25 protein-coding genes are annotated in these 25606 nt (G+C 59.2%); 19 read left to right on the forward strand and 6 right to left on the reverse strand.

The window, feature by feature from the left end; all coding sequences use genetic code 11:
- Positions 1-140: 140 nt before the first annotated feature.
- Positions 141-1490: an MFS transporter gene (locus HNR03_RS06105; protein WP_259151615.1), complete on the reverse strand. Its 1350-nt coding sequence runs from the start codon at positions 1488-1490 to the stop codon at positions 141-143.
- A gap of 282 nt (positions 1491-1772) precedes the next feature.
- Between HNR03_RS06105 and HNR03_RS06110 the strand changes: the two genes are divergently transcribed.
- Both HNR03_RS06110 and HNR03_RS06115 read left to right on the forward strand, forming a co-directional pair.
- The gene (locus tag HNR03_RS06110; RefSeq protein WP_259151616.1) at positions 1773-2138 is read left to right on the forward strand and encodes a YkgJ family cysteine cluster protein; all 366 of its coding nucleotides are present in this window, start codon (positions 1773-1775) and stop codon (positions 2136-2138) included.
- A gap of 147 nt (positions 2139-2285) precedes the next feature.
- Positions 2286-4568: a bifunctional diguanylate cyclase/phosphodiesterase gene (locus HNR03_RS06115; protein ID WP_259151617.1), complete on the forward strand. Its 2283-nt coding sequence runs from the start codon at positions 2286-2288 to the stop codon at positions 4566-4568.
- Here the strand turns inward: HNR03_RS06115 and HNR03_RS06120 are convergent.
- Positions 4459-5355, reverse strand: coding sequence for an NAD(P)-dependent oxidoreductase (locus HNR03_RS06120; RefSeq protein ID WP_259151618.1), 897 nt, complete (start codon positions 5353-5355; stop codon positions 4459-4461). The two genes, HNR03_RS06115 and HNR03_RS06120, sit on opposite strands and share 110 nt — an antisense overlap.
- Before the next feature lie 199 nt (positions 5356-5554).
- Between HNR03_RS06120 and HNR03_RS06125 the strand changes: the two genes are divergently transcribed.
- Positions 5555-7756 carry a hypothetical protein gene (locus tag HNR03_RS06125; protein WP_222590063.1) on the forward strand — a complete coding sequence of 734 codons (2202 nt, stop codon included), beginning with the start codon at positions 5555-5557 and terminating at the stop codon, positions 7754-7756.
- A gap of 294 nt (positions 7757-8050) precedes the next feature.
- On the opposite strand, the gene HNR03_RS06130 is transcribed toward HNR03_RS06125, so the two are convergent.
- The gene (locus tag HNR03_RS06130; RefSeq protein WP_222590062.1) at positions 8051-8356 is read right to left on the reverse strand and encodes a DUF2288 domain-containing protein; all 306 of its coding nucleotides are present in this window, start codon (positions 8354-8356) and stop codon (positions 8051-8053) included.
- Positions 8357-8706: 350 nt separating this feature from the next.
- Between HNR03_RS06130 and HNR03_RS06135 the strand changes: the two genes are divergently transcribed.
- From HNR03_RS06135 to HNR03_RS06175, 9 genes are all read left to right on the forward strand, one after another.
- Complete coding sequence (locus HNR03_RS06135; protein ID WP_090180945.1) at positions 8707-9834, forward strand: branched-chain amino acid ABC transporter substrate-binding protein; 1128 nt, start codon at positions 8707-8709, stop codon at positions 9832-9834.
- A gap of 232 nt (positions 9835-10066) precedes the next feature.
- Positions 10067-10990: a high-affinity branched-chain amino acid ABC transporter permease LivH gene (livH, locus tag HNR03_RS06140; protein WP_090180942.1), complete on the forward strand. Its 924-nt coding sequence runs from the start codon at positions 10067-10069 to the stop codon at positions 10988-10990.
- Complete coding sequence (locus HNR03_RS06145) at positions 10987-12243, forward strand: high-affinity branched-chain amino acid ABC transporter permease LivM (protein ID WP_259151622.1); 1257 nt, start codon at positions 10987-10989, stop codon at positions 12241-12243. The genes livH and HNR03_RS06145 overlap by 4 nt, the downstream gene beginning before the upstream one ends.
- A complete protein-coding gene (livG, locus tag HNR03_RS06150) occupies positions 12240-13007 on the forward strand; it encodes a high-affinity branched-chain amino acid ABC transporter ATP-binding protein LivG (RefSeq protein ID WP_090180937.1) in 768 nt (255 codons plus the stop codon). The genes HNR03_RS06145 and livG overlap by 4 nt, the downstream gene beginning before the upstream one ends.
- Entirely contained in the window at positions 13008-13709 is a 702-nt protein-coding gene (locus tag HNR03_RS06155) for an ABC transporter ATP-binding protein (RefSeq protein WP_222590060.1), read from the forward strand.
- 292 nt (positions 13710-14001) lie between these two features.
- Complete coding sequence (locus tag HNR03_RS06160; RefSeq protein ID WP_222590059.1) at positions 14002-14307, forward strand: DUF2282 domain-containing protein; 306 nt, start codon at positions 14002-14004, stop codon at positions 14305-14307.
- Positions 14308-14332: 25 nt separating this feature from the next.
- Complete coding sequence (locus HNR03_RS06165; RefSeq protein WP_259151623.1) at positions 14333-15187, forward strand: DUF692 domain-containing protein; 855 nt, start codon at positions 14333-14335, stop codon at positions 15185-15187.
- A complete protein-coding gene (locus HNR03_RS06170) occupies positions 15184-15954 on the forward strand; it encodes a DUF2063 domain-containing protein (RefSeq protein ID WP_259151624.1) in 771 nt (256 codons plus the stop codon). The genes HNR03_RS06165 and HNR03_RS06170 overlap by 4 nt, the downstream gene beginning before the upstream one ends.
- Positions 15951-16442, forward strand: coding sequence for a DoxX family protein (locus HNR03_RS06175; protein ID WP_222590056.1), 492 nt, complete (start codon positions 15951-15953; stop codon positions 16440-16442). Before HNR03_RS06170 ends, HNR03_RS06175 begins: the two co-directional genes overlap by 4 nt.
- Here HNR03_RS06175 and HNR03_RS06180 read toward each other — a convergent pair.
- A complete protein-coding gene (locus HNR03_RS06180; protein ID WP_259151625.1) occupies positions 16433-17347 on the reverse strand; it encodes a LysR family transcriptional regulator in 915 nt (304 codons plus the stop codon). The two genes, HNR03_RS06175 and HNR03_RS06180, sit on opposite strands and share 10 nt — an antisense overlap.
- 105 nt (positions 17348-17452) lie before the next feature.
- Between HNR03_RS06180 and HNR03_RS06185 the strand changes: the two genes are divergently transcribed.
- From HNR03_RS06185 to HNR03_RS06195, 3 genes are all read left to right on the forward strand, one after another.
- On the forward strand, positions 17453-18052 hold the full coding sequence (locus HNR03_RS06185) for a short chain dehydrogenase (protein ID WP_208671605.1): 600 nt from the start codon (positions 17453-17455) through the stop codon (positions 18050-18052).
- A gap of 59 nt (positions 18053-18111) precedes the next feature.
- Positions 18112-18765: a COG3650 family protein gene (locus tag HNR03_RS06190; RefSeq protein WP_259151626.1), complete on the forward strand. Its 654-nt coding sequence runs from the start codon at positions 18112-18114 to the stop codon at positions 18763-18765.
- 95 nt (positions 18766-18860) lie between these two features.
- Positions 18861-20474, forward strand: coding sequence for an NAD(P)/FAD-dependent oxidoreductase (locus tag HNR03_RS06195; RefSeq protein ID WP_259151628.1), 1614 nt, complete (start codon positions 18861-18863; stop codon positions 20472-20474).
- A gap of 122 nt (positions 20475-20596) precedes the next feature.
- Here the strand turns inward: HNR03_RS06195 and HNR03_RS06200 are convergent, their stop codons facing one another.
- Positions 20597-21694, reverse strand: coding sequence for a PLP-dependent cysteine synthase family protein (locus HNR03_RS06200; RefSeq protein WP_259152091.1), 1098 nt, complete (start codon positions 21692-21694; stop codon positions 20597-20599).
- Positions 21695-21930: 236 nt separating this feature from the next.
- Between HNR03_RS06200 and nhaA the strand changes: the two genes are divergently transcribed.
- From nhaA to HNR03_RS06215, 3 genes are all read left to right on the forward strand, one after another.
- Positions 21931-23118, forward strand: a complete 1188-nt coding sequence (gene nhaA, locus HNR03_RS06205) for a Na+/H+ antiporter NhaA (protein ID WP_222590053.1) — start codon at positions 21931-21933, stop codon at positions 23116-23118.
- Between the two features lie 122 nt (positions 23119-23240).
- Positions 23241-24425 (forward strand): colicin E3/pyocin S6 family cytotoxin, encoded by a 1185-nt coding sequence (locus tag HNR03_RS06210; RefSeq protein ID WP_259151630.1) that lies wholly within the window; start codon positions 23241-23243, stop codon positions 24423-24425.
- A complete protein-coding gene (locus HNR03_RS06215; RefSeq protein ID WP_222590051.1) occupies positions 24422-24652 on the forward strand; it encodes a hypothetical protein in 231 nt (76 codons plus the stop codon). The genes HNR03_RS06210 and HNR03_RS06215 overlap by 4 nt, the downstream gene beginning before the upstream one ends.
- A gap of 85 nt (positions 24653-24737) precedes the next feature.
- On the opposite strand, the gene HNR03_RS06220 is transcribed toward HNR03_RS06215, so the two are convergent.
- A complete protein-coding gene (locus tag HNR03_RS06220; protein WP_259151631.1) occupies positions 24738-25202 on the reverse strand; it encodes a glycine zipper 2TM domain-containing protein in 465 nt (154 codons plus the stop codon).
- Positions 25203-25368: 166 nt separating this feature from the next.
- On the opposite strand from HNR03_RS06220, the gene HNR03_RS06225 reads away from it, so the two are divergent.
- Positions 25369-25605: a hypothetical protein gene (locus HNR03_RS06225; RefSeq protein ID WP_222590049.1), complete on the forward strand. Its 237-nt coding sequence runs from the start codon at positions 25369-25371 to the stop codon at positions 25603-25605.
- Position 25606 lies beyond the last annotated feature (1 nt).

Raw genomic sequence — 25606 nt, forward strand, 5'->3', positions numbered from 1 at the left:
TTCCCACGTCGAGGCGTCGAACCGTCTGCGTGGGAATGCAGCCCGGGACGCTCTGCGTCCCTTTCGAGAGCTGGAACGCGGAGCGTCCCTTGAGGCATTCCCACGCGGAGCGTGGGAACGATCAATCCCCGCGATGGCGATTAAGCAGTCACCGCAGAACCCACAGGCTCGACCACCGCCACCAACCCGTCCTTCATCCGCTTGGCATCCCTTACAAAACACCGCGAAGCCAAGAACAGAAACACCATGGTGAAAAACAGCGCAACCGGGATCAAGTACATCGCGTCGTGCAAGCCCACGGCCTTGAACGCCTCGGTCATCTGTTCGGCACCGGCGGCGAACATCGCGGTATGCGCAAAGTGGTCGGACAAGCCACCCACCACCACCGGGCCTAAACCACCGCCCAGCAAGTACAAGCCAGCAAAGAACAACGCCATCGCCGTGGCCCGCAAACGGGGTTCGACCACGTCCTGAATCGCCGTGTAGACACAGGTGTAGAAGTTATAGGCAAACAGCCAGCCCAGGCTGAACACCGCCACAAACACCCCGATCTCGATCCGCCCGGCATGCAACGCCCAAGCGGTGCACACGGTCGAAACGATCAGGCTGAATGCCGCAAACAGCAGTCGCCCATTGGCCACTCGCTGGTGAATCTTGTCGGCAACCCAGCCACCGAGCGTCAGGCCAAACAAGCCGGTCACGCCGACAATCACGCCGGTCGCCACTGCCGCTTCCTGCAACGGCATCAGGAAATAGCGCTGCAACATCGGCACCAGGAACGAGTTGCAGGCATAGGTCGCAAAGTTGAAGCACAGCCCCGCCAACACCAGCCACAGGAAAGTCGGCACCGCCAGCACTCGACGAATCGGCCGGTCGACGCGTTCCTGGGACACCTGCACGCTTTCCGCGGCACCGCGTTTAGGCTCTTTAATGAAGAACATGAAGATCGCCAGGATCAGCCCCGGCACCGCAGCGATGAAGAACGGCGCCCGCCAGCTGTCGAATGCCTTGACCATCGCGCCAATGGTAAAAAACGCCAGCAGCAGGCCCAATGGCAGGCCGAGCATGAAAATGCCCATCGCCCGTGCCCGGCGGTGCGCCGGAAACAGGTCGCCGATCAGCGAATTGGCCGCCGGTGCGTAACTGGCTTCGCCGATGCCGATGCCCATGCGCACGATCAGGAAGGCCCAGAAATTGCCCACCAGCCCGTTGACCGCCGTCAGGCCGCTCCAGACAGCCAGGCCCCAACCCATCAATTTACTGCGCGAACCGGTATCGGCCATCCGCCCCAGCGGCAAGCCGGCAATCGCATAAACGATGGTGAATGCCGTTCCGATGATCCCCAGCTGAAAGTCGCTGAGGTGCCACTCCATGCGGATTGGTTCGATGATGATGGCGGGAATGGTGCGATCGAAGAAGTTGAACAGGTTCGCCAGGAACAGCAGGAACAGAATGCGCCAGGCATTCGCCGCTTGGGTCGAGTTCTGCATGGGGTCCGTCTCTTTTTATTGTTGTTGGGGCTTTCACTGTCCCCGGAGCTGCCAATCTAGTCAGGCCTGCCAGAGCTGTCTGTCATTATTCGCAAGACTGATATCAGCCCATGGCAGCCGCCCCTGTGCAAACACCAAAAGGCACTATGGGAGCCGCGTTTTTCATTACCCGACCGGCTGCTGAAAAATACCTCTGTGCCCCCCTTCCCAAGCCCAAGGCGAAGCCTAGAATAGCGACCTTGCTGCCCCACCGTTCCCCCCATCCCTCTTTGACTATCGCCCATGTCCGAAGCCAGTCCGTGTCTGAATTGCGGTGCCTGCTGTTCCCATTTTCGCGTGTCCTTTTTCTGGGGTGAATGCGCCTCGTCCGGGGGAACGGTGCCTGACGACCTTGTCGCGCCGATCAGCCCCAGCCGTGTGGCGATGCTCGGCACGGACTGCAAACCCACGCGCTGCATCGCCCTGTCAGGCGAAGTTGGCAGCACCGTGCAATGCTCGATTTACGATCAGCGTTCCAGCACCTGTCGCGAATTCGATGCCTCTTGGGCCAATGGCGAAGCGAACGCAGACTGTGACGCGGCGCGGGCCGCGTTCGGACTGCCGGCCCTGCAGCCTGAATTCCAAGTGCCTTACGAGCAGATCGCCTGAGGCTTAGTACTGACAGCAATAAAGCTCATTCCAAAATCATCGGCATCAATGTGCCACTACCGCTTGCACTCCTTGTATGGCCTCTATACTCCAACGCATTAACCAATGTTCATGGTGTTGGCAGGCTGGACAATACGGGGCGAACGGATGCAGTGGCCTGATGTGTATTTCACTACCCAGCTGCCAGAAAGCGGTCAGGTCATTCTCAATTGCACACATAACCCGTTCCTGGTGCTGCTGGCCTACGTGGTGGCGTGCGCGGCCGGGTTCGCCACCCTGGGCATCACCGAACGGATCGGTCATACCGAAAAGTCCACCTCCCAACGCATCTGGCGCTGGGTCGGTGCCGGGTGCCTGGCGGGGGGCATCTGGGCCATGCATTTCATCAGTATGCTGGCGTTCCAGGCGCCGATCGAAATCCACTATCAACTCCCTGTCACCCTGATTTCGTTGTTGTTCGCACTGACCGCCTCGTGGCTGGCGATGCAGACCCTCAGCCATGCTCATCTGAGCGTCTGGCAACACCTGCGGGCGTCGGTGTGGATCGGCCTTGGCATCGCAACCATGCAATACGTGGGCATGGCCGCGATGCGCTCAACGGCGACGGCCTATTACGACCCGACGCTGTTCGCCCTCTCCATCGCGATCGCCATCGGCGCCAGCCTGGCTGCGCTGTTGATGTCCAGGCACCTGCGCGAGGGCAGCGGCGTGGTTCATCAACTGCTCAAATACACCGCCAGCCTGGTGCTCGGCGCCGGTATCGTCAGCATGCATTTCACCAGCATGGCGGCGCTCAAACTGGCGCTTCCCGAAGGCAGCCTCCAGCCGCTGCCTGACGACAACAATCATCTGCAATTGGGCGTGACAGTGGCGGTCATGATGTTGCTGATCATCGGCAGCAGCATCAGCGCGGCCATGGCCGACAAAAAACTTCAGCACAAGGAAAGCGACCTGCAACGGGTCAATGCCCTGCTCAGTCAGCTCGACCAGGCGCGCCTGTCGTTGCAACAGGTGGCGCACTACGACGCACTGACCAACCTGATCAACCGCCGTGGTTTCAACCAGCTCTTCGCCGAAAAGCTGAGCGAGAAAACCAACGAAGGCGGGATGCTGGCGGTGATGTTTCTCGACATCGATCACTTCAAGCGGATCAACGACAGCCTTGGCCATGACGCCGGGGACCTGATGCTCAAGGTCCTGGCCAGCCACATCAAGAGTTCGGTTCGCAGCCACGAAGATGTGGTCGCGCGTTTCGGCGGTGACGAATTTTGCATCCTCATCGGTCTGCATGACCCCGAAGAAGCGCGGCACATGGCTCAGCGCATCATGTTGAAAATGAAAGAGCCTATCGAGCTGGCCGGTCGCAGCATGGTCATGACCACCAGCATCGGCATCAGCCTGTTCCCGCAAGACGGCAAGACCTGCGAAGAACTGCTGAAAAACGCTGACCTTGCGCTGTATCAGTCCAAGGGCAACGGGCGCAACGGCCTGCATTTTTTCAGCCCGCACATGAAGGCTCGCGCCACGCTGGAACTGCAAGTCGAAGAAGAACTGCGGCACGCCTTGCGCAACGATGATGGGCTGCTGCTGTTTTACCAACCCATCTATGACCTGAAAACCGGCCAGGTCACCAAGCTCGAAGCGCTGATTCGCTGGCAACACCCGGTTCACGGGCTGCTGGCGCCGGATCGATTCATCGCCATTGCCGAGGCCAACGGCCTGATCGCCGAACTGGACAACTGGGTACTGCGCCAGGCTTGCGAGGACCTTGGCGAACTGTCCCGTCAGGGCTGCGAAGAACTGAAGATTGCCGTGAACTGCTCACCGCTGAACCTGGCGCGCGAAGACCTGGCCAATGAAATCGAACAAGCCCTGCGCATCTGCGGGGTCGCGCCGCAACGGCTGGAACTGGAAGTCAACGAGAACGCGTTGATGGGCAACCTCTCCGACACCCTGGCGCTGCTGCGCCAGATCCGTGCTCTCGGGGTCTCCCTGTCGATCGACGATTTCGGCACCGGCTATTCATCATTGGCCTACCTCAAGCGTCTGCCGCTGAACACACTCAAGATCGACCGCTCGTTCATCCAGGACATTCCCAGGGCGACCCAGGACATGGAAATCGTCCAGGCCATTATTGCCATGGCCCATACCCTGCATTTACAGGTGGTCACCGAAGGCGTCGAAACGTTCGAGCAATATGACTTTCTCGAACGCCAGGGCTGCGACTTCGTTCAGGGCTACCTGCTCAGCCGCCCGGTGCCGCTGGCTGAATTGCATCCGGTGCTGAACGAAATCAATCAGCGCAAACACGCCTGCCCCGTCAGTCCTCTGACCCTGGCGCGCGGTACATTTGCACTAGCGTCGACGGATCTTTTTCCAAAAAACCCTGCGCCCCATGCAGGCGCATCAGTTGTGCAGCCAATCCGCTGATCGGCGTGGATGAGCCCTGTTCGCGGGAAAACTTCACAGCGGTGTCGAGGTCCTTGAGCAACGTGCGGACATGCCACTTCACGGGCTCGAAACGGCTCTCGGCCATTTGCGGGGCCAGGATCTGCAAGGGTCTGGAATCGGCGAAACCACCGGCCAGGGCTTCGGCGATCAGACCTGCGTCGACCCCGGAACGCTCGGCCAAAGCTACCACTTCGGCGATCACCAGCGCGTTGCAGGCGACGATCATCTGGTTGCAGGCCTTGGTCACCTGCCCGGCGCCGACGCCGCCCATGTGCGTCACCCGTTGACCGAGGTTCAACAGGATCGGCTTGACCCGCTCAAGGTCCGCTGCCGCACCGCCCACCATAATCGCCAGGCTACCCGCCTCGGCACCGACCACGCCGCCGGACACCGGCGCATCCAGCCAATTCATGCCGCACTGGTCGGCAAGCGCCGAGGCCATTTCCCGCGTCGCGGTGGGCTCCAGACTGGAAAAATCCACCAGCAACTGACCGCTTTTCGCCCCACTGGCGATGCCGCCGGGGCCGAAAACCACCTCGCGCACCACCGACGTGTCCGCCAGGCACAGCATCACCACATCAGCGTGTTGGCACAGCTCGGCCGCTGTCGCCACTTGCCGGGCGCCGGCCTCGACCAAGGGCGCGCACTTGGCCGGATTGCGATTCCACACCGTCAGCGGATACCCCGCAGCCAACAGACGCCGGCACATGGGCAATCCCATCAGGCCGATTCCGGCGAACCCCAACGAAGGTTGCGTTGACATCATTTAGCCTCCTTTTGATTAAAGATCGTTGAATACTGGCCGATTCATCATGACTAAGGAAAGGATTCCCCCCGAGCGATGCTCAGGCTTCGGCCATGACGCTTGGGCGAAATACGCGCTGAAAAAGTCGCGAGTAACTATTCCGTGAAGGTCCGGCGACAGCGTGTCGCCGGGCCCCATCAGCCCAGGTACATGGCGCCCAATGACTTCTAAAAATAATCCGGCCACTGCGGTTTCCGATCTGACACTGAGCCCCGCGGCAAACAGCCCTTCATCGTCGAAGCCATTGGTTGCATCACGCCCGCTGGCCAGTCAGCAATACCTGTATTTCACCGAAACCAACACCGACCGCATTCTCGACAACCTCGACGGGCTGCGCGACATGGTGTTCCCGCGCCCTCCCCACCTGGATGGCGACAGCGAACAGCATAGCGATCAGGAATTCCCATCGGTGTGCCTGATCGGCTTGGGCCGTTGCGGTTCCAACATTGCGCTGGACGTCGCGGAGCTGGTGTACAACGCCCGCAAGTTCTACCTCAACGAATTCAACAACGAAGATCGTCCCTCGGCGGATAAACGCTACGCGGAAAAGGGTTACAGCCCGGCGCAGTGGATCCGCAACAACCTGCGCCTGGGGCCGAACAAAGCCACCAAGCCGGTGTTCCTGGTCGAGCCTCTGGTAATGCTCGGCGACCTGGACAAAGACATCGCCGGTCGCATCCGTTTCTCGCGCAAGGGCGAAAAAAGCGGCTTCCTGCGCGACTACAGCAAAATGAAAATCATGGACTTATCGGAAGTCCACGCCGGTGGCGCCGGTAACGCGCCGATCCTCGGTCAGTACCTGGCCAAGATTATCCTGAACAAGGACACCCAGCGTTTCTCCAGCCCCGACTGGAAAATGATTCACTCGTACCTGATCGACAGCTGCGGCATCAAGGCCAACCAGTCGCGCCTGTATTTCTCGATTTTCAGTGCCGGCGGCGGTACCGGTTCGGGCATGGCCTCAGAGTTCGGCCTGGCCCAGCAGCACTCGTACATGAACAAGACGTTCGACACCAAGCCGATGGACGAGCACGACGGCAAGAGCGGTCATTCGTTCGTCTTCGAGCCAATCTTCACCAGCGGCATCTGTGTGCTGCCGAACATTTCCGATCACCGCAGCGAAATGTCCGAGGCGCTGCACATCAACGCCGGTCGCCTGCTGTGCAAGTACCTGTCGGAAGAGTGGGATTTCTCCTACAACTTCGCCAACGAAGACAGCAGCGAAGCCAGCGTCATGGGCCGTATCCGCCCATGGAACGCGATGATGCTGATCTCCAACGACATCATGCGCTACGCCGAAGAAAGCGATGACGGCAACATTCAGAACATCGACGTCAACGCGATGGAAAAGCACGCCAACCAGTACATCTCGCAGCAGATCTTCAACATTCTGACGGCGCAGGCGGTCACGACTGACTACGACCAAAACTATTTCCGTCGTGCCGGTATCGACATCGGCGAAACCATTCGCCTCGACGCCAACGACCTGTTCATGAGTCTGGCCGGGCCGGTGGCGATTGCCTATGCCGAATCCGTGGTACCGGAAAGCCCGCCGCCGAGCAGCGACAAATTCAAGGTATTCGAGAAAGAGCCACAGCGCCTGAACATCGATGATCTGTTCTTCCGCTCCATCGACCTGCCCCACTTCAACAAAGTGACGCAAGCAATCGAAGGCATCAGCCTGCTGCCGATCGAGTCCAAGCGTTATCGTGCGTCCCTGGAGCAGTACAAGAATTCCGGTTACGACGCGGCCGCGTTGCACGACCTGCACTTCTTCAAGAACTGCTCGTCGGTGGTCTCGATCGTTTCGCTACCGAAAGACTACAAGCTGTCCTACATGGACCTGAACCGGTTGAAGACGCACCTCAACAGCCTGTTCCCGAACACGACGCTCAAGCGCTACGCGCTGGTGATCGGCGCCTCGGCCAACTTGTCGCTGACTACGTTGATCGCCAAGAGCCCATGCCTGTCGGACGACTTCCTGACCCTGATCGTGGCATTCATCAAGCGTTGCTTCGCGAAAACCCCGTACCGCTTCGACGAAACGCTGGATAACTCGATCCTGGACTTCATCATCAATGAAGAATTCGATGAGGACCGGATTGACGAGTTGCTCAATGAATTCGAAAACCCGGCGAAGATCCTCGACACCAACTGGTACGCGATCAAACCGATGTACGAGAAGAAGTACCGCGAGCTGATCAATGACAAGGACAAGTTTGTCTCGATCAACGACATTCGCCTGTCGCGCGATTGCGTGAAGAAGGCGATCAAGTACCTGCGCGAGATCTACCGTCACCGCATTGGCAAGACCAAGGTTATTTCGCTGAATAACCATACGGGCAAGACGTTTTCGGTCTGATTGAAAACCGCGTTCGATCGTTCCCACGCTCTGCGTGGGAATGCCTCTATGGACGCTCTGCGTCCAGTTTGGGACGCTGAGCGTCCCGGGCTGCATTCCCACGCAGAGCGTGGGAACGATCACATCCAGAAACAATTAAGCAGCCCGACGGCTGCTCAATAAACTGTTCCCGTTACGTTTACGTCACCGTGATGCTGGCCACGCCTGTGGCCTTTCTCCACGGCAACATGCCATCACGCTACTCGCCTACACACTTTTGCGCGATCAACCGACGCACCAACAAAGTGCACGACTTCAGTTCGTCGCCCTTTCCTGGATCATAATCCACGGCGAAACGACCACGGCCCACAGCTCGGGGTCACGTTCGAAAAGATCCAGCGCCCGCGTTTCAGACAGCTTGGCGACTTTGTCGGCGGCCAGCCAGGCAGCCACTTTCTCGCCTTCGTCCGTCGCCACCGCTTCAGCCGCGGCGATCAAATCCAGACCCGGGTCGACCCACAATAGGGCACCCTTGGCAAAGAACGGCTCCAACTCTTTCCAGGTAATAGATGCGGTTTCACCAAGCAGCTTGGCATAGAGGGTGCTAGGTTCTTGAGTCATGGGTCCTGTCCGGAAAAGAAATCGACGCGAATGATAACGTCGGTGGTCCGCCAGAAAAACCCGGATGCAATTGAGTCACCGATTGAAAAGAACAGGAGCGCCAGGGAATGCCGCTGAATCAAGCAATTAGCCAGCTAACATCCCGCCGCAATTCTGTCTTTTTCTTTCAATAAAGCGACACCCTCAGGTTTTGCCCCCTGGCGCCAGCTTCCCAGGCTAACAATTGGCGCTCTACACTGTACCGGTACAGTTGCCGGGGGCATTTTCCGGAGGATATCGAAGATATCTGACCCGGTTCTGCTGCTACGGCGCCAGGACTATAAAAACTACAACAGTAAGAGTGGAGCACTATGACTAAGGCTACTAAGCAGATTTCCAAACTGTTTGCCGCTATGGTTCTGGCCGGGGTTGCCAGCCATTCGTTCGCAGCTGACACCATCAAGATCGGCATCGCCGGCCCTAAAACCGGTCCTGTAGCCCAATACGGCGACATGCAGTTCAGTGGCGCCAAAATGGCCATCGAACAGATCAACGCCAAAGGCGGCGTAGACGGCAAGAAACTCGAAGCCGTTGAATACGATGACGCCTGTGATCCAAAACAAGCGGTAGCGGTCGCGAACAAAGTCGTCAACGACGGCGTCAAGTTCGTGGTCGGTCACCTGTGCTCCAGCTCCACCCAACCGGCTTCGGATATCTACGAAGACGAAGGCGTGATCATGATCACTCCGGCTGCCACCAGCCCGGACATCACCAACCGTGGTTACAAAATGGTGTTCCGCACCATCGGTCTGGACAGCGCCCAGGGCCCTGCCGCCGGTAACTACATTGCCGATCACGTAAAACCGAAAATCGTTGCTGTGCTGCACGACAAACAGCAATACGGTGAAGGCATCGCCACCGCCGTGAAGAAGACCCTGGAAGGCAAAGGCGTCAAGGTTGCCGTGTTCGAAGGCATCAACGCCGGCGACAAAGACTTCTCCTCGATGATCTCCAAGCTCAAGCAAGCCAACGTTGACTTCGTCTACTACGGCGGCTACCACCCAGAGCTGGGCCTGATCCTGCGTCAAGCACAGGAAAAAGGCCTGAAAGCCAAGTTCATGGGTCCGGAAGGCGTGGGTAACGACTCCATTTCGCAGATCGCCAAAGACGCTTCCGAAGGCCTGCTGGTAACCCTGCCGAAGTCTTTCGACCAGGATCCGGCCAACGTTGCACTGGCTGACGCGTTCAAAGCGAAGAAAGAAGACCCAAGCGGTCCGTTCGTGTTCCCGGCCTACTCGGCTGTTGAAGTCATCGCCGGTGGTATCACTGCCGCCAAGAGCGAAGACCCTGCGAAAGTGGCTGCTGCCATCCACGCAGGCACCTTCAAGACCCCGACTGGCGACCTGAGCTTCGACGCCAAGGGCGACTTGAAAGACTTCAAATTTGTGGTTTACGAGTGGCACTTCGGCAAACCAAAAACTGAAGCTTCGCCTCAGTAAGGCCTTGCCGAACTGACTGCCAACAAAGCCCACGGCGTGCCGTGGGCTTTGTTTTACGAACGTATTGGGCCGCGCTGGCGTGATCCGCCAGTCTCCCCACCTGAAAATCTCAAAACCGTCATCAGCGGTTCGCTGGCAAACCTCGCGTTCGAAGTGGATGCAGATCCACGGGGCTCGAGCGGGAAAATGACTCCACCAGTGAAATGCGTATCAGGTTTTTAGGAGCGCTGTAATGCCTGACATCTATCACTTCTTCCAACAGCTGGTTAATGGCCTGACCATTGGCAGCACGTATGCCCTGATCGCCATCGGCTATACGATGGTTTACGGCATCATTGGAATGATCAACTTCGCCCACGGCGAGGTGTACATGATCGGTTCCTACGTGGCGTTCATCGCCATCGCGGGCCTGTCCATGATGGGACTCGACAGTGTTCCGCTGTTGATGACCGCCGCTTTCCTCGCGACCATCGTCGTGACCAGTGCCTACGGCTACAGCATCGAACGAATTGCCTACCGTCCCCTGCGCGGCAGCAACCGTCTGATCCCGCTGATTTCCGCCATCGGCATGTCGATCTTCCTGCAGAACACGGTTCTGCTGGCGCAAGACTCCAAGGACAAATCCATCCCCAACCTGATCCCCGGCAACTTCGCCATCGGGCCAGGTGGTGCACATGAAGTGCTGATTTCCTACATGCAAATCGTGGTGTTCGTGGTGACCCTGGTCGCCATGCTCGGCCTCACGCTGTTCATCTCCCGCTCTCGTCTGGGTCGCGCCTGCCGCGCCTGTGCCGAAGACATCAAGATGGCCAACCTGCTGGGTATCAACACCAACAACATCATCGCCCTGACCTTCGTCATCGGTGCCGCATTGGCGGCTATCGCGGCCGTGCTCCTGAGCATGCAATACGGCGTGATCAACCCGAACGCCGGTTTCCTCGTCGGCCTCAAGGCCTTCACCGCCGCAGTATTGGGCGGCATCGGCAGCATCCCCGGCGCCATGCTCGGCGGGATCGTGCTGGGTGTGGCGGAAGCCTTTGGTGCCGATATCTTCGGCGACCAGTACAAGGACGTCGTGGCGTTCGGCCTATTGGTTCTGGTGTTGTTGTTCCGGCCAACCGGCCTGCTGGGCCGTCCGGAGGTTGAGAAAGTATGACTAGGAATCTTAAACAGGCGTTGTTCAGCGCCTTGCTGGTGTGGGCCGTGGCCTACCCGGTACTCGGTCTGAAACTGACCATCGTCGGTATCAACCTCGAAGTCCATGGCACCAGCACGGGTACGTTGATCACCATCGCCGTGTGCTCGGTGCTGATGTTCCTGCGGGTGCTGTTCGACCAGCAGATCAGCTCGGCCTGGAAGTCCTCGCCCAACATGCCGGTGATGCCGGCCAAGGCCAGTAACTTCCTGACCCTGCCGACCACTCAGCGCTGGATCATCATTGCGTTGATCATCGGTGCACTGGTCTGGCCGTTCTTCGGCTCGCGCGGCGCGGTGGACATCGCAACGCTGGTGTTGATCTACGTGATGCTCGGCCTGGGCCTGAACATCGTGGTCGGCCTGGCCGGACTGCTCGACCTTGGTTATGTCGGCTTCTACGCCGTCGGCGCCTACAGCTACGCGCTGCTGTCGCATTACTACGGTCTGAGCTTCTGGATCTGCTTGCCGATTGCCGGCCTGATGGCGGCCACCTTCGGCTTCCTGCTCGGTTTTCCGGTACTGCGTCTGCGCGGTGACTATCTGGCGATCGTGACGTTGGGCTTCGGTGAAATCATCCGCCTGTTCCTGCGAAACCTGACCGACCTCACGGGCGGCCCGAACGGCATCAGCAACATTCCCAAGCCAACACTCTTCGGACTGACCTTCGATAAAACCGCCGCGGAAGGCCTGCAGACTTTCCACGAGTACTTCGGCCTGACCTACAACCCGGTGAACAAGGTGATTTTCCTTTACCTGATCGCGGTGTTGTTGTCGCTGTTCGCCCTGTTCGTCATCAACCGCTTGCTGCGCATGCCGTTGGGCCGTGCCTGGGAAGCGCTGCGTGAAGACGAGATCGCCTGCCGCGCGCTGGGTCTCAACCCAACGGTCATCAAGCTGTCGGCCTTCACCCTCGGTGCGTGCTTCGCCGGTTTCGCCGGCAGCTTCTTCGCCGCGCGTCAGGGCCTGGTGACACCGGAGTCCTTCACCTTCATCGAATCGGCGACCATCCTCGCCATCGTGGTACTCGGTGGCATGGGCTCGCAACTGGGCGTCGTGCTCGCCGCCACGGTGATGATCCTGTTGCCGGAAATGATGCGTGAGTTCAGTGAATACCGCATGTTGATGTTCGGCGCCTTGATGGTGCTGATGATGATCTGGCGTCCTCAAGGTCTGCTGCCCATGCAACGTCCTCACATGGAGCTGCGCAAATGAGCCGCGAGATCCTGAAAGTAGAAAATCTGAGCATGCGCTTCGGCGGCCTGCTCGCGGTCAACGGCGTAGCCCTGAGCGTGAAGGAAAAACAGGTCGTGGCATTGATCGGCCCCAACGGCGCCGGCAAGACCACCGTGTTCAACTGCCTGACCGGTTTCTACAAACCGAGCGGCGGCAGCATCCTGCTGGACGGTGAGCCGATCGAAGGCCTGCCCGGCCACAAGATCGCCCTCAAAGGCGTGGTGCGCACCTTCCAGAACGTGCGGTTGTTCAAGGACATGACAGCGGTCGAGAACCTCTTGATCGCCCAGCACCGTCACCTGAACACCAACTTCCTGGCGGGCCTGTTCAAGACCCCGGGCTTTCGCAAGAGTGAACGCGAAGCCATGGAGTTCGCCGAGTACTGGCTGGAAAAGGTCAACCTCAAGGGGTTCGCCAACCGTCCCGCCGGCACCCTGGCCTACGGTCAGCAGCGCCGCCTGGAAATCGCTCGCTGCATGATGACGCGCCCGCGCATCCTCATGCTCGACGAACCGGCCGCCGGCCTGAACCCGAAGGAAACCGAAGACCTCAAGGCGCTGATCAGCGTGCTGCGTGAAGAGCACAACGTCACCGTGCTGCTGATCGAACACGACATGAAACTGGTCATGAGCATTTCCGACCACATCGTCGTGATCAACCAGGGCACGCCGTTGGCCGACGGCACGCCGGAACAGATCCGCGACAATCCTGAAGTGATCAAAGCCTACCTGGGGGAAGCGTAAATGCTGCAATTCGAAAACGTTTCCACCTTCTACGGCAAGATCCAGGCGCTGCACAGCGTCAACGTCGAAGTCCGCCAGGGCGAGATCGTGACCCTGATCGGCGCCAACGGTGCCGGCAAGTCGACCCTGCTGATGACCCTCTGCGGTTCGCCGCAAGCCCACAGTGGCAGCATCCGCTACATGGGCGAGGAACTCGTCGGCCAGGACTCGTCGCAGATCATGCGCAAGAGCATCGCGGTCGTGCCGGAAGGTCGTCGGGTATTTGCCCGTCTGACCGTAGAAGAGAACCTCGCCATGGGCGGATTCTTCACCGACAAGGGCGACTATGAGGAACAGATGGACAAGGTTCTCGGACTTTTCCCACGCCTGAAAGAGCGCTTCGCCCAACGCGGCGGCACCATGTCCGGCGGCGAACAGCAAATGCTCGCCATCGGCCGTGCGCTGATGAGCAAACCCAAACTGCTGCTGCTCGACGAGCCATCGTTGGGCCTGGCACCGATCATCATCCAGCAGATCTTCGACATCATCGAACAACTGCGCAAGGATGGTGTGACCGTGTTCCTGGTGGAGCAGAACGCCAACCAGGCACTGAAAATCGCTGACCGCGCCTACGTTCTGGAGAACGGCCGGGTAGTGATGACCGGCACCGGCGAAGCGCTGCTGACAGATCCGAAAGTGCGTGAAGCGTACTTGGGTGGTTGATTCTTTGCGGTAAACAGAAAACGGCCTTCGGGCCGTTTTTTTGTGCCTGATACAAACCCTCTAACGATGAAGTCCTGTGGGAGCGAGCTTGCTCGCGATGCTTATCACATTCACCTGAGATGTTGGATGACCCACCGCTATCGCGAGCAAGCTCACTCCCACAGGGACATGGGTGCTTTGAGTTTTTTTTAAAAAGTTTGCATTGGGCTGTAACGCATCGCGATGACCTTCCTCTAGTGAGGCAAGCAAGCACAAACGCTTGCCGACCCAAGCTCACTTTCGGAGAAACATCATGACTGCTACCACCCGCACCCTGTCCGCTACCGCCCTCGTTCTGGCCCTCGGTTCCGCGCTGAGCATGGCCGCCGTCTCCACCGTCCAGGCCGCCGACAGCAACATGGAAAAGTGCTTCGGCGTGGCCATGAAAGGTCATAACGATTGCGCCGCCGGTGCCGGCACCACGTGCGCCGGCACGTCGAAAACCGACTACCAGAGCAACGCCTGGAAACTCGTCCCTAAAGGCACCTGCACCACCACCGAAAGCAAGACTTCGTCGACCGGTTTCGGTCAGATCGAAGCGTTCAAAACCAAAGCCTGATCCGTTCCCAGCCTGAGTGTCGACCATGAACAATTCACCGTTCGGGCTCCCGCCTCGCGCCGGGCTGGGGCTCAAGACCGAGCACTTCCGTGAAGTGCTCGGTTCACAACCTGATATCGGTTTCTTCGAGGTACACGCCGAAAACTACATGGTGGCCGGCGGTCCTTTTCATCATTACCTGGGGTTGATCCGCGAGCAGTATCCGCTGTCGTTGCATGGCGTTGGCTTGTCCATCGGTGCCGAAGGTCCGCTTGACACCCAACACTTGCAACGCCTGGCCAGTCTGATCGAGCGTTATCAACCCCACGCCTTTTCCGAACACCTGGCCTGGTCCAGTCACGGCCCGGTATTTCTCAATGACCTGTTGCCATTGGCCTATGACACGCCGACGCTGAACCGCGTCTGCGAGCACATCGATCAGGTGCAGACCACGCTTAAACGCCCGATGTTGCTGGAGAATCCTTCGACATATCTGGCGTTCGAGCGCTCGACGATCGATGAAGCCGACTTCATCCGTGAAGTCATCAATCGCACGGGCTGCGGGTTGCTGCTGGACGTGAACAACGTCTACGTCTCGAGCATCAATCATCAACGCGATCCTTTGGCCTATATCGACGCCCTGCCCCTTCACGCAGTGGGCGAACTTCATCTGGCAGGTTTTGCCGAAGACACCGACAGCCTCGGTGACCGCCTGCTGATCGATGATCACGGAGCGCCCATCGACAACGCCGTGTGGGCGCTATACAGGCAGGTGCTGGAGCGAGTGGGCCCGGTGGCGACGCTGATCGAGCGCGACAATCAACTGCCAGCCTTCAACGTGTTGCACGCCGAAGTGCGTCAGGCTGACAGGCTGTTGCAGTGCGCCGGAGTCTGGTCATGAGCAGCCAAGCCGATTTCGCTGCCGCCCTGCTCGATCCGCAACGGCCCTGCCCTGACGGATTGATCAGCACCAATGGCGCCGATCCGGCCAGCCGCTTCGCGGTGTATCGCAACAATGTGCAAAGTTCGTTGATCAACGCGCTGGCGGACAGTTACCCCGTGGTCCAGCAGTTGGTGGGCGACGAGTTCTTCAGGGCCATGGCCGGGATTCATGTGCAAGAGAGCCCGCCGACGAGCCCGGTGATGAACAGCTATGGCCACGATCTGGCGACGTTCATCGAAGGCTTTGCGCCTGCCGCCAGCGTGCCGTATCTGGCTGACATCGCCCGATTGGAGCGCCTGCGCGTCATGGCTTATCACGCCGCCGATGCGCACCCCCTGGCCCCTGAACGGATCGCTGCCGCACTCGCCGACCCGCAAAGTCTGAGCGACCTCACCGTCACACTTCATGCCTCACTGCACCTGTTGAGTTCAGCCTTTGCCGTGGTCGCGATCTGGGCTGCGCATCATGCGCATGAACAGCAAGCAACGCTGGCAGGGATTGATCTGAACCTCGGGCAACACGCATTGGTGCTGCGCAACGGCCTGGAAGTCGAAGTCTTCGCCATTGACCACGGGACGAGCGTGTTCATTCAGCACCTGCAAAACGGCCAGTCACTCATGCAGGCACTGGAAGCCGCCCCGTCTTTCGACCTTGGCCAGACCCTGGCGCTGCTGATCAGCCGCAACGCCATCACCCACTTACACAAAAACAAGGTATTGCCATGAACATTCGGACTGAATCACTGAACCCCATCGACCGCGCCATCGTATTGCTGGAGAAGATCCCTCGCAGCCTGATTGCCTTTATCGCGCGTTTCTCTATCGCCGCGGTGTTCTGGAAATCCGGGCAAACCAAGGTCGAAGGCTTGGCCATCGACCTGTTCGACGGTTCCTTTCAACTGGGTGTCCCGCGTCTGGCAGACTCGACCATCCCACTATTCCAGAGCGAATACCACGTGCCGTTGCTGTCACCGGAACTGGCGGCGCATCTGGCAGCCTTTGCCGAGCACTTCTTCCCGATCCTGATCCTGATCGGCTTCGCCACCCGCTTTTCAGCCCTGGCATTGCTAGGCATGACCTTGACCATTCAACTGTTCGTGTACCCCGATGCTTACCCGACTCATGGCACTTGGGCGGCGGTGTTGCTGTACCTGATGACGACCGGGCCGGGCAAGCTGTCGATCGATCACCTGATCGCCAAGCGTTATCGCTGAAGCCGATCCAGCGCCTCGCCACTGCGCTTGAACCAGTCGATCAGGTAATCCGCCAGCACTTGCGTACGTTTCGGCAGACCGCCCTGATAGGCGTGCACCAGGTACATCGGCATGCTTCGCGTCTGATAATCGCGCAGGAGCCAGCGCAGTCGACCGTCCGCCAATTCCGCCTGCAACAGGTAAGACGGCAACCGCGCAATGCCGGCGCCCGCCAGCGCGGCTTTTTTCAACAGACTGTAGTGATTGCTGGCGAACGGGCCGCTAACCCGCACTCGCATCAACTCGTGCTGCTGGTGGTAAAGCCATTCTTCGCGCCCGCTGTAATGGCTGTTGAGCAGGCAGCGATGGTCAGCCAACGCCTGTGGCGTCTGCGGTTCGCCGAATTGTGCGAGGTAGGCCGGACTGGCACAGGTCATCTCGTGCCAGGCCAATAACGGACGCGCCACCAAGCGGTCGTCGTTGTTCACATCAGAGCGGATCGCCAGGTCAAAACCGTCGCGGGACAAATCCCGGTAGTTGTTGCTCAGGTCCAGCTCAATCTGCACCTCAGGGTATTGGCTGGAAAACTCCAGCAGCAGCCCATCGAAGAAGGTTTCGCCCAGTGAAACCGGAACCGTCATGCGCACCGGCCCCGCCATGTCGTCCTTCAACCGCGCCAATGCCTGGCGGGCCTTTTCGACCTGAACCACCAATGCCTGAGCCTGCGGCAACAACGCCGCACCCGCCGCGGTCAGGCTCAAGCGACGCGTGGTGCGTTGCAGCAAAACCACGGAAAAGCGCGATTCCAGCAAGCTGATGCGCTTGGACAGCTGCCCTTTGCTGCAACCCAATTGTTGCGCCGCCAAGGTAAAACTCCCCGCTTCGATCAACACCGCAAACGCCGCCAGATCATCCATCTCGCTCATGGATTGTTTCCATTTGAAAACCAAAGGTTGCCTATTAGTGCGCTTATCAATGGAAAAAACCACTCTAGACTTCAACCTCGTTCAACCACTTCGAGGAACAGCACGATGAAAATTCTTTTGATAGGCGCAGGCGGCACCATCGGTTCGGCCGTCGACAAGGAATTATCCCAGCGTCACGAAGTCATCCGCATCGGCCGTAAAAGCGGCGACTTGCAGGTTGATATCAGCGACAGCGCATCGATCCGCAAGCTGTTCGAAAAGACCGGAAAATTCGATGCCCTGGTCTGCGCCGCCGGTAATGTCACCTTCGCGCCACTGGATGAAATGACCGAAGAAAGCTTCGCGTTGGGCTTGAAAGACAAGCTGATGGGCCAGGTCAACCTGCTGCTGATCGGCCGCGAATTCGCCAATGACGGCGCCTCGTTCACGTTCACCACCGGCGTGCTCAGCCACGACCCGATTCGCAGCGGCGCCTCGGCGGCACTGGTCAATGGCGCGCTGGACAGCTTTGTGCGAGCGGCGGCGATCGAACTGCCTCGGGGCCTGCGGGTGAACTCGATCAGCCCGACCGTGCTGGTAGAAGCGATGGGCAGTTATGCGCCGTACTTCCGGGGCTACAAGCCGGTTCCTGCGGTAGATGTGGCATTGGCCTACGCCAAAAGTGTGGAAGGCCTGCAAACAGGTCAGACCTTTCACGTGGGCTAAACCCTTGTGATGAACGGTCAGGCTGCGTAACGTGGCGGCACTTGTCTGGAGAACCGAAGATGCGTGTTGCCCGTTCCTTAGTCCTTGTCGCCCTGCTGCCGTTGTTTGCCGCCTGCCAATTGTTTGATGGCTCGCGTGAAAGTGCCTCTCACGTGGGCCAGACCCGCCTGCAGGGGCAATTGACGGCGGCGGACGGCAAGCTGCTGTTCCAGCCGTGCAATGAACAGCGCAGCCTGGTGGTCAACGACACTGGCGGCACCAGCATCCTGCAAGAGGCCGCAAGCCTGGCCGATGCTCATGGCCAGCTGTTTGCCGACGTGCGTGGCCGGATTGACGGTAGTCGCTTCGATCTCGAACAGTTGTACCGCGTCGAGCGCTCGGGCACCGCGTGCGACGACCCCAATTTCAAATTGCTGATCCTGCGTGCCGCCGGCCACACGCCCGAGTGGAACGTCAAGGTCAGCGGCAAGGGCATGGTCATCGACCGCGCAGGCCAACCTCCACTCGCCGTGCCTTATGTTGAAGAACAACTGGGCGATGGCCGTTTCAACCTCAGCACCGAAGCCAATAACCAGCACATCGAACTGTGGGTCGCGCCGCAACGTTGCGTCGACAGCACCACCGGCGCCATCAACCACATGAGCGCCGAACTGCGCATCAATGGCCAGGTGCAGCGCGGCTGCGGGTATTTCGGCGGATCGCGTAACGACTGATCGTTTTAGCCTCACTGGAATCATCCTTTGAGGCTTATAATCGCGGGCTTCAAACGCCTTGGCGCAGTTGTGCGCCCCGCGAACCGGATCCTGTCATGTTACGAATCACCGAACTCAAGCTGCCGATCGACCATCCCGATGAAGACCTGCGCCCTGCCATCGTGCAGCGCCTGGGCATCGCCAATGATGACCTGCTCGATTTCACCTTGTTCAAGCGCAGCTACGATGCGCGCAAAAAATCCTCCGAACTGTGCTTCATCTACACCATCGACCTCACCGCCAAGGATGAGGCCGCGCTGCTGCACAAGTTCGCCGATGACCGTAACGTCAACGTCGCGCCGGATGTCAGTTACAAAGTCGTCGGCCAGGCACCAGCCGATCTGCAACAACGCCCGGTCGTCGTCGGCTTCGGACCCTGCGGGATTTTCGCCGGCCTGATCCTGGCGCAAATGGGCTTCAAGCCAATCATCCTCGAGCGCGGCACCGAAGTGCGCCAGCGCACCAAGGACACCTGGGGCCTGTGGCGCAAAAGCGTGCTCAATCCGGAATCCAACGTGCAGTTTGGTGAGGGTGGCGCGGGGACATTCTCTGACGGCAAGCTCTATAGCCAGATCAAGGACCCGAAATTCATCGGTCGCAAGGTCCTGCACGAGTTCGTCAAGGCCGGTGCGCCGGAAGAAATCCTTTACGTCAGCAAGCCGCACATCGGTACATTCCGCCTGACCGGCGTTGTGGAAAACATGCGTGAGCAGATTCGCGCCCTGGGTGGTGAAGTGCGCTTCCAGCAGCGCGTCACCGACGTGTTGATCGAGGACGGCCAACTGGTCGGCGTCGAGCTGGATGGCGGCGAGCAGATTCACTCCAGGCACGTAATTCTGGCCCTCGGCCACAGCGCCCGGGACACGTTCCGCATGCTGCATGGCCGTGGCGTGTACATGGAAGCCAAGCCATTCTCGGTGGGTTTCCGCATCGAACACCCGCAATCGCTGATCGACCGCGCGCGTCTGGGCAAGTACGCCGGTCACCCGAAACTCGGCGCGGCCGACTACAAACTGGTGCACCACGCCAAAAATGCTCGTTCGGTCTACAGCTTCTGCATGTGCCCGGGCGGTACCGTGGTCGCAGCGACCTCGGAGCCGGGCCGCGTGGTCACCAACGGCATGAGCCAGTATTCGCGCAACGAGCGCAATGCCAACTCCGGGATCGTCGTCGGGATCACCCCGGAAGTCGATTATCCGGGCGGTCCGCTGGCCGGTATCGAGTTGCAGGAGCGCCTGGAATCCCACGCCTATGTGCTGGGCGGCAGCAATTACCAAGCGCCGGCGCAACTGGTCGGCGACTTTATTGCGGGCAAGCCTTCCACCGAGTTGGGCAGTGTCGAACCTTCCTACAAACCCGGCGTTGCCTTGGGCGACTTGGCGCTGGCCTTGCCGGCGTTTGCCATCGAAGCCATTCGCGAAGCCTTGCCGGCCTTCGAAAAGCAGATTCGCGGTTATTCGCTGCATGACGCGGTGTTGACCGGGATCGAGACGCGTACCTCGTCTCCGCTGCGCATCACCCGCAACGAATCGATGCAGAGCCTGAACGTGAAGGGCTTGTTCCCGGCGGGTGAAGGCGCGGGTTATGCAGGCGGAATTCTGTCGGCGGGTGTCGACGGGATTCGGATTGCTGAAGCGGTGGCCCGGGATATCCTCGGCCTCGAAGCCTGATCCCGAGATGATCGTTCCCACGCTCCGCGTGGGAATGCAGCCAGGGACGCTCCGCGTCCCAAAAGAGGACGCAGAGCGTCCGGTGAGGCATTCCCACGCAGAGCGTGGGAACGATCATCGGGTCAGATATTGGCGCGCAGTATGGTGTCTGGCAGCGGCTCGCCGCGCTCGACCGTTGCTGCCACCGCAGCCATCAACCCACTCAACTCATACCCCTGAGCCTTGAGCCAGTCCTGGTCGTAATAACTGGTCTCATAACGCTCGCCGCCGTCACACAGAATCGCCACGATCGACCCCGACTCCCCCGCCGCCACCATCTGTTGCGCCGCCATCAAGGCGCCGATCAGGTTGGTGCCGCTCGACCCGCCGACCCGACGACCCAAGCGCTGCGCCAGGTAATGCATGGCCGCCAGTGACAACGCATCCGGCACCTTGACCATTGCATCGATCACCTTGGGCAGGAACGACGCTTCGACCCGAGGCCGGCCAATGCCTTCGATCCGCGAACCGTGATCCAGCCGCAGCGTAGCATCGCCGGTCTGGTAGTAATCGAAGAACACCGAACGTTCGGCGTCGGCGCACAGCACGCGGGTGCAATGCTGGCGATAACGCACGTAGCGCCCCAGCGTGGCGGTGGTGCCGCCAGTGCCGGGGCTGGAAATCAGCCAGCTCGGCTCGGGGTGCTGCTCGAAGCGCATTTGCTGGAAGATCGACTCGGCGATGTTGTTGTTCGCGCGCCAGTCGGTGGCGCGCTCGGCGTAGGTGAACTGATCGACGAAATGCCCGTCATGCTCACGCGCCAGGCGCTCGGACTCGGCGTAGATCTGCGTCGGATCATCAACCAGGTGACTCTTGCCGCCATAGAAAGCGATCTGCGCGATTTTCTCCCGGGAGGTGGTTGCTGGCATCACGGCAATGAACGGCAAGCCCAGCAATCGGGCGAAGTACGCCTCTGAAATCGCCGTCGAACCACTGGACGCTTCGATCACCGGGGCGCCAGGTTTTAGCCAGCCGTTACACAACGCATAAAGAAACAACGAGCGGGCCAGGCGGTGTTTGAGGCTGCCGGTGGGATGGCTGGACTCATCCTTGAAATACAACTCGATGCCCGGCAAACCCGGCAGCGGCAGAGGGATCAGGTGCGTGTCGGCGCTGCGCTGGAAATCGGCTTCAATGATCCGGATGGCTTCGCGAGCCCACTGGCGGTTGTCGTTCATGATGGTTTTTCTCGTCAGGTCGGCCTTGTTGCAAGGCTCAGCTAACAAGCTTAGGAAAAATCCCACAGCACGCACAGATACAGCTGAGACCCAATACGTCCGGCAACTGCTAGGCTCTGGTCCGTGACTCCTTTGACGTTGTAACGACATATAACAAAAAAGAATATAACTTTTGTTTTAACAACTAACGGTACGGGTTAGGGTGTGCCACCTTTTGAATTTATCGATGGAGAGCGACCTTGCCTCTGCGTAGCACTTTCACGCGTTTCTTTCAGTTGGAAGCTGCCAGCGGTCTGTTACTGATCGCCGCCGCAGCCCTGGCTTTGATCATCAACAATTCCCCGCTGTCGTGGCTTTACAGCAGCTTTCTGGACACGCCGGTCGTGGCTCAGATCGGCGCGCTGCAAATCGCCAAACCGGCGCTGCTGTGGATCAACGACGGCCTGATGGCCTTGTTCTTCCTGCTGATCGGCCTCGAAGTGAAGCGCGAAGTCCTCGACGGCCAGCTGTCGAAACCTTCGCAAATCGTCCTGCCCGGCGCGGCAGCGATTGGCGGCATGGTGGTGCCGGCGTTGCTGTACTGGTTTCTCAACCGTGACAATCCTGCCGCCCTGAGTGGCTGGGCCATCCCGATGGCCACCGACATCGCCTTTGCCCTCGGCGTCCTCGCCCTGCTGGGCAAGCGCGTGCCGGTATCGCTGAAACTGTTCCTGATGACGCTGGCGATCATCGACGACCTGGGCGCCATCATCGTCATTGCGATCTTCTATTCCGGCGCGCTATCGACCCTTTCACTGTCATTGGCCGCGGCGTGCATCGTGGCGTTGATCGCGATGAACCGGCTCGGCGTGGTCAAGCTCGGACCGTACATGATCATCGGTTTGATCCTCTGGGTCTGCGTGCTCAAGAGCGGTGTCCACGCGACACTGGCCGGCGTGACTCTGGCGTTCTGCATTCCATTGCGCACGAAAAACGCCGAGCCGTCGCCGCTGCTGACCCTCGAGCACGCCCTGCATCCTTGGGTGGCCTACGGCATCCTGCCGCTGTTCGCCTTTGCCAACGCCGGCCTGTCCCTGAGCGGCGTGACCGCTGAGAGCTTCACGCACCATGTGCCGATGGGCATCGCGGTTGGCCTGCTGTTGGGCAAGACGCTGGGTGTGTTCGGCCTGACCTGGCTGGCGGTGAAAATCGGCATCGCCGCCCTGCCCCAAGGCGCCAATTGGGGCCAGGTCCTGGGTGTGGCGATCCTTTGCGGGATCGGTTTCACCATGAGCCTGTTCGTCGGCTCCCTGGCGTTTGAGCCGGGCGTCAGCGAGTACGCCGGGATGGACCGGATGGGGATTTTGACCGGTTCGATTCTGGCCGCCCTGATCGGTTATGCGGTAACGGCGGCGGCGAGCCGCAAGCGCACTGCGCTGCAATCCTGAGCGTTAGAGAACACTCCTAACGACATTCAGGATTCGTCTTACAGCCACGATTAGCCTCGTTCGTTAACGTCGCACAGCCCATTTTCAAAGGGCTGTCGACGTACGAAACGCAAGGAAGATCAGTGGCTGGCAACAAGGAAGTCCCCAGGGTTCAGAACCCACCGTCCGGCGACGGACATCACGTCACTCACCGCTTCATGACGGCCACCGAACTGGCCGGGCGAGAGGCCCGACAGAACGCTTACGAGGCCATGCTCGCCAGGCAAGACGCCTTCGAGCGCAGTCGCGGAGTCTCCGCGAAAAAGCCTGAGCCCGTTCGCGCGGGCTGTGTCTTCGCCAAGTCCTGCAATCTGCCGGACGCCATCATTGACTACTCGAACCCTTCGGGCATGGTGCCCACCGACAGCCTCAAGGACTACGGCGAAATCGCCTGGCTCGGCGCCCGCGAAAAAGACAATGCCGGGCTGCTGAACCTCGAAACCATCAGCGGCAGCACCCTCTCGCTCGGCATTGGCCGACTTGCACTGAGCGCCCCCGTGCTCTCTGCTCCAGTCGCCGCAATTGGCGCTGCTGGAACCGCCGCATTGGCCACCGTGGTCGCACTGTTCTGGACGCCTGGCCTGGGCGACAGCGCGCTCTATAACGAAGATCAACTACGCGCCCTGAAACAGGCCAGAACCCGCGTTCGTCTACAGGTCGAGCAACACGCTGACGGCAGTCTCAAGGGTTACGGCTTCTATACCGGCAAGAACCGCGACTGGGAAATGGTTGATGTTGTGCAGTTCACATTGCGCGGCAGTCAGCAGGTGGCGGATCTGGGAGATGGCGTTGAACTGATCTGGACACCGGCAGTGGATGGTTCGGACATCCTCGGTATTCCAGCACTGGAAGCTGCACCGCAAGCGCCGCATGTTTGGGTTTATCCGCCGACGAAACAGGCTGACAGCATGATCGTCGATCCGGTTTATCCGCCTGATTACAAAGATTTCATTCTTGTGTTTCCGGTGGGGTCGGGGATTTTGCCGGTTTATATTGTGGTCAGTGTTCCTAACCACAAATATTATCCGGCGCCAAAGGGACTGACCGCTTTTCCCGATGCTACGAGAGCAACTCGTAAGACCCCAATTAAAGGTGGTGGCGGCCTTAGAAAACGCTGGAAAACTCCAAATGGGAAAATTTTTGAATGGGACGCACAGCATGGGGCTGTCGAGATGTACGACAAACGTGGCCGTCATCTCGGTGAATATGATCCGACTACTGGCGAGCAGACCAAACCAGCGGATAACACTAGGAAAGTAGAACCATGATTTACGTTATAGAGGCATTTGATAAAAAAACCGAACTCCTCGCATTCGAAGAAGAGTTACCGAACGGCTACGAAAAAGAATTAAAAGCAATTATGGGATGGAAAGCGGATCAACAAGGCTGGGAGGGATACAACCTCACGAACGAGCAGCTTAATTCCTTGGAAGAAATACTCGGAAAGAAAATTTATAACCCATCATTTCTATTTCAACTCACCTGCAACGTCTAGAAATAGCGCCGTTTGATCCTCACTTCAAAAAACAAAACCCCGACCAGTCACCTGATCGGGGTTTTCTTTTACCGCTCGTTCCCGCTTAGTGCGAAACGCGGCTAGTCCCATTAACAGTGGCAATCCGCACCCGTTCGCCCACACGGAACACTTCGTTTGGCTGAACTTCCTGAACGTAGGCGCGCATGCTGCCATCGTCTTCGCGAACGGTGATTTCGACGCCTTGAGTACGGGTCAGGCCTTCTTCGGCAGCCGAGCCCACAAGGCCACCGGCGACGGCGCCGATCACTGCAGCGACGATGCTGCCTTTACCGCCACCGATGGAGCTACCACCAACTCCACCCACAACAGCGCCTGCAGCACCGCCGATTGGTGTCTTGGTGCCTTCGATTTTGACCGGACGCAGCGATTCGATGGTGCCCATGCGAACGGTCTGTACACGACGCGCTTCGTCACGGGAGTAGGAGTCACCGGTCAGGCTCGATTGGCAGCCAGTGAGCAACATCGCCATCGTGGAAAAGGAAGCAACCAGCAGAACAGACTTACGCATAGCATCAACTCCAAAGGACAGGTATTCATTAAACTCCGCAGCTTGACGCCTGTCACGGCATCGCCCGGATAAAATTGGTTTCATTCAGGCCCGGTACAGGCGCCCCGGAACCCACCACACAGTAGCGGCAAATCGAAAAAACTGCGCCGCAGCCCCTAGGATTTTCATGGATTATTTCATCATTGTCGTCACCACTGCCGCCGGTTTGTACTTCCACTGGTGGCTATACGTGCGGATCAAACGCTGGATGGACCGCGACCTGGCGTTGGCCCTGGCGGGCAAAGACGAGAAGAAACGGGCCTTCATGCTCCAGCAACTGGCAGACGCGCATGCACAGAAAATCAGGCGCCGGGACCTGCCTCAGTGGCTTGAGGCCGCTGCGGCAGGCTATCCCGATCGATAGA

Origin of the sequence: Pseudomonas sp. JAI111, from assembly GCF_024809425.1 — a bacterium.
Taxonomy (GTDB): domain Bacteria; phylum Pseudomonadota; class Gammaproteobacteria; order Pseudomonadales; family Pseudomonadaceae; genus Aquipseudomonas.